Origin of the sequence: Streptomyces sp. NPDC127084 (assembly GCF_042724175.1) — a bacterium.
In the GTDB taxonomy this organism is placed as follows: domain Bacteria; phylum Actinomycetota; class Actinomycetes; order Streptomycetales; family Streptomycetaceae; genus Streptomyces.
This window is the reverse complement of record NZ_JBHXFA010000287.1, coordinates 1-4,077: the sequence shown is the minus strand read 5'-3', so window position 1 is coordinate 4,077 and position 4,077 is coordinate 1. Positions and strand designations below refer to the sequence as shown.

5 protein-coding genes are annotated in these 4,077 nt (G+C 68.4%); 2 read left to right on the top strand and 3 right to left on the bottom strand.

The window, feature by feature from the left end:
- From ACFWI9_RS33225 to ACFWI9_RS33215, 3 genes are all read right to left on the bottom strand, one after another.
- Positions 1–203: hypothetical protein (locus ACFWI9_RS33225; protein WP_387168726.1), on the bottom strand; the 203-nt coding region annotated here is incomplete at its 3' end.
- A gap of 70 nt (positions 204–273) precedes the next feature.
- The gene (locus ACFWI9_RS33220; protein ID WP_387168724.1) at positions 274–612 is read right to left on the bottom strand and encodes a hypothetical protein; all 339 of its coding nucleotides are present in this window, start codon (positions 610–612) and stop codon (positions 274–276) included.
- The gene (locus tag ACFWI9_RS33215) at positions 545–1,840 is read right to left on the bottom strand and encodes an integrase (RefSeq protein ID WP_387168729.1); all 1,296 of its coding nucleotides are present in this window, start codon (positions 1,838–1,840) and stop codon (positions 545–547) included. Before ACFWI9_RS33215 ends, ACFWI9_RS33220 begins: the two co-directional genes overlap by 68 nt.
- On the opposite strand from ACFWI9_RS33215, the gene ACFWI9_RS33210 reads away from it, so the two are divergent.
- Positions 1,736–2,425: a Tn3 family transposase gene (locus ACFWI9_RS33210; RefSeq protein ID WP_387168721.1), complete on the top strand. Its 690-nt coding sequence runs from the start codon at positions 1,736–1,738 to the stop codon at positions 2,423–2,425. The genes ACFWI9_RS33215 and ACFWI9_RS33210 overlap by 105 nt on opposite strands.
- An 86-nt stretch (positions 2,426–2,511) precedes the next feature.
- On the top strand, positions 2,512–3,837 hold the full coding sequence (locus ACFWI9_RS33205) for an MFS transporter (protein WP_387168718.1): 1,326 nt from the start codon (positions 2,512–2,514) through the stop codon (positions 3,835–3,837).
- Positions 3,838–4,077: the final 240 nt, after the last annotated feature.

Genomic DNA, 4,077 nt, shown 5'->3' with positions numbered 1-4,077 from the left:
ATGCCCTGCCGGACTGCGTCCAGCAGGGCATTCTCATCGCCCCACATGCTCACCCTGAGTGGCAACTCCCTGCTCATCTTGAATGGCACCCAACAGTCGCGGGCGAAGGCCGCCGCGAGCCACTGCTGAAGCTGTGCGGACAGCGGCAGGATCGTGAAGTCGTAGGTCTTCGAGCGACGCCCGTTCTCCTCGGTGAACAGCACCGAGCATGTCTGAGGTGTCGTCACCAGCCGCTCGGGCGGCTCCCAGCCCTGGTCCGGCAGCGTCGCCCGCTCACCGCCCACCGTCCCGAGCGCTCGGCAGACTCACGCCCTGGAGGACCCGGCCGCTGCCGACGGCCATCTTGTGCAGCAGGGCGTCAACGGCCGTCTGTTCCTCGTCGTCCAGCAGCGACAGAAGGTAGTCGAGCTGCAGTCCGGTGAAAGGCTCCAGATACCAGTCCTTGGTGACCTCCGGGCTGCTGTGGCCCAGCAGCGTGGCCAACTGGAACCACACGTCGCCGAACTGCTCGCGCAGGTCACGCGTCTCGGCGTCGGTGAAGCCCTCAACCTTGTGGTTCCAGACCGCTGACAGGATCGTGAACCAGCGCAGGGCGAAGGAATGCCGGGCCATATGGGGCCGGGCCCACAGAGGACAGTCCCGCGCCGTGCGCGGTTGCCCACTGCCTGCGGATGCGTTCGTTGGCCCGCTGGAAGGTCTTCTCCCAGCTATGGGCCTGCTTGGGCATGCCGTTGTTTCCGAGCCAGAGCGCCAGCGGCTCCAGCCCGTTGTCGGTGCGGCGAAACAGCCGCAGCCTCTCCTCCGGACCGAGGACGTCCAGCGGCACCGCCGTGCGGCCCGTGTCCGTCAGCAGGTAGAGGCTCCGGCCGGCCCGGTTATGGCCGACCACCAGGGTCAGCCCCGGCAGCCGGTCGTAGCGCCTGTGGCGGCGGGCCCGCTCGATCGCCTCGGCCCGCGAGCCCTCCAGCGGATCCTGATAGGACGCGACGGCCTTGAGCACGCTGCGCGGGATCCGGTACTCGCGGCCCTCCCTGCCGCCCTTGATGCAGGCCGCGGCCAGCCATGCCTTCGGAAACCGGCTCGCCTCAGCCTGCGGCGGCAGCTCGATGTCCAGCACGCTCGACCACTCCGCCAACCGCAGCCCGGTGCCGTACAAGCCGTCGACGAACGCAGCGTCTCGGTCCTCGTTGAACCCTCGCCACCCCTCCGGGCGGCGGCCGTCGAAGCCATACCCGCGCAGCCCGACGTCCCGCCATTGTTCGAACGCCGTCCTCAGCAGCCACTTCACCTGCCGACGCGGCGAGCCCGCGGGCCGGGCCGGATCCCGCCGCGGTCCCTGCCCGCCCCACTCCTGTGGAGCAAGCTCGACGGACCGGGTCGGCACCGGGTTCACCACGCCGTACCGCTGCGAGGCCCAGGTGTAGAAGGTGTTCAGGCCCGAACGGTCGGCGTCGAAGGAGGTCGGCCGTACCCGGCCCGCGTTGCGGTCGTCCGTCATCCGCCAGTGCTTGAAGGCGTCGAAGTCTTCGGGCACCGCCTCGTCCCATCGGCGGCCGTAAGCATCGAGGAAGTCCAGCCACACCGCCAAGGAGAACGCGTACCGCCGCCACGTACGGGGCCGTCGCGACGCCACCGGACCGATCCGGAAGAACAGGTTGATCCGGGCGTCCGCCGTACCGTTCGGCGCCAACAGGAACGGCGTCCCCTGGCGGGCCCCGTTTCGCCTCGCCCACGCATGCACGTCCCCGTACACGCTGAGGTTCCCATCCGTGACGGGGCAGATCAGCTCCCTCCGGAAGTCGTAGAAGTCGACGATCCAGGAACCCGGTTCATCGTCCAACGCAGTGCTCTCTCATCCCAGAACCCGACAGTTCAAGAGAGGCTAGAGAACCACTGGCCCGACCTCATGCAGGTCGCCCTCTCCGTCAAGCAGGGAACCGTCTCCTCCGTCACGCTGCTGCGGCGCCTGAACAACCGGTCGAAGAAGAACCAGATCTACCAGGCCTTCCGCGAGGTCGGACGCGCCGTTCGCACGATCGTGCTGCTTCGCTATCTGTCGGATCCGGGGCTGCGGGAGCAGATCCAGAGGGCCACGAACAAGGCCGAGGCCTACAACGGGTTCACCAAGTGGCTCCACTTCGGCAACGCCGGCTGGCTCGCCAGCCGCGACCCCGAACTGCAGGACAAGGCAGTCAAGTTCCTCGACCTGATCGCCTCCAGCGTCATCTTCTCCACCACCATCGACATGACCCGCGCGCTGCGGCAACTGTCCCGCGAGGGATGGACCCTGCACACGAGCGACCTGGCCGTGCTCAGCCCGTACCGGCGAGAGAATGTCCTCCGCTTCGGCGACTACACCACCGACCAGCTCCATATACCCCCGCCCGCCTACAACTCGATACTTACGGCGAAGCGGACCATTTGACACCTATTTTGTCCGGTATGGCTTCTCATTCTTCACGTCAGGCACCACAAGACGCATCGGATAAACAGGACGTCATCCTGATCACGATGTGCATCGGGCTGTTCCTGGTGCAGCTGGACGTGACCGTAGTGAACGTGGCGCTGCCCACGATCGGGGCTGATCTGGGCACCTCGGTCAGCGGTCTGCAAGGGGTGGTGGACGGCTACACGGTCCCGTTCGCCTCGCTGCTACTGGCCGGAGGGACTCTCGGCGACCGCTACGGCCACCGCCGCCTGGTCCTGTGGGGTCTGACCATCTTCGGCCTGGGCTCCGCCGCCTGTGGTCTAGCCCCCACGGTCGGCGTCCTGGTCGCGGCCCGGGCGGTGCAGGGGGTGGGGGCGGCGGCCCTGCTGCCGGCGACTCTGGCCGTGATCACGCACGCCTACCCGGAGAAGAGGGAGCGGGCGAAGGCCATCGGCATCTGGGCCGCGGTCGGAGGTCTCTCCCTGCCCCTGGGCCCCCTGCTGGGCGGTCTATTGGTGGCAGGCCCCGGCTGGAGATGGGTCTTCCTGATCAACCTGCCCATCGTCGCCGCCGCCCTTCTTCCCGTGCTCAAGGCGGTACCGCCCAGCCGTGAAGCCATGGCAAGGCGGCTGGACGTTCCCGGCACCATCCTGGGCGCACTCGTCCTCACGAGCTGCACCCTCACTCTGATCGAGGGCGGCCGCAGGGGCTGGCTGACCCCAGCCACCGCCGTGGCCTTCGCCGCGACCCTGGTCCTGGCCTGCGCGTTCCTGTTCACCGAGCGCCGCCATCCCGAGCCCGCCGTGCCCTTGTCCTTCTTCCGGGACCGCGGCTTCTCCACCGCCAACGGCGCCGCCCTCGTCATGAACCTGGTCGGGATCGGCACCATCTTCATCGCCACCCTCTACCTCCAGGACGTCCTGCACATGGCGCCGCTGCCCGCGGGCGCCGGACTGCTGCCGATGTTCGTCCCCCTGATCGGACTGGCCCCGCTCACCGGACGCATCACCGCCCGCTACGGCCCCCGCCTGCCCGCCACCACCGGACTCCTCCTCGGCGCCACCGGCATGGCCCTCCTCACCACCGTCGAAACCGACACCCCCTACACCCGACTCCTGCCCACCCTCATCCTCCTCGGCACCGCCCTGGGACTGCTCACCACACCCCTGGTCGCCACCGCCGTCTCCACTGCACCCCACGACCGCGCGGGACTGGCCAGCGCCATCAACAACACCGCACGCCAGACCGGCGGCGCACTCGGCATCGCCCTCTTCGGCTCCCTCACCGGCCCACCCACCAACCCCGCCACCTTCACCACAGGCCTTCACCACATCGCAGCAACCGCCGCCACCCTCTACCTCCTCACAGCCGCCGCGACAGCACGATGGCTCCCCGCCCACACGGAATAACCCGGGCAGTCCTGACCGCCCGTTTGATTACGCTACGTATTCGGACGCGGATAGGCGTTCCTCAAGAACAGCCCCCGGGTCTTTGGAGGAGATATGCCCGAAGGGCGCCCCCGCGGGGGCGCCCCTGGGGCCGTTCACCACCCAAAAACAACATTGGGCGGATGTGTGTGGTACCCGCCGGCCGGGGGCGGCGCCGGGGGCGTTTAAACAAAAGACGCTGGCGACGCGAGTGGGGGGGGT

Excerpts from the sequence above, each read along its gene's own strand:
- ACFWI9_RS33205 (WP_387168718.1), top strand. The coding sequence starts at position 2,512 with ATGTGCATCGGGCTGTTCCTGGTGCAGCTGGACGTGACCGTAGTGAAC.
- ACFWI9_RS33220 (WP_387168724.1), bottom strand. The coding sequence starts at position 612 with ATGGCCCGGCATTCCTTCGCCCTGCGCTGGTTCACGATCCTGTCAGCG.
- ACFWI9_RS33210 (WP_387168721.1), top strand. The coding sequence starts at position 1,736 with ATGCACGTCCCCGTACACGCTGAGGTTCCCATCCGTGACGGGGCAGAT.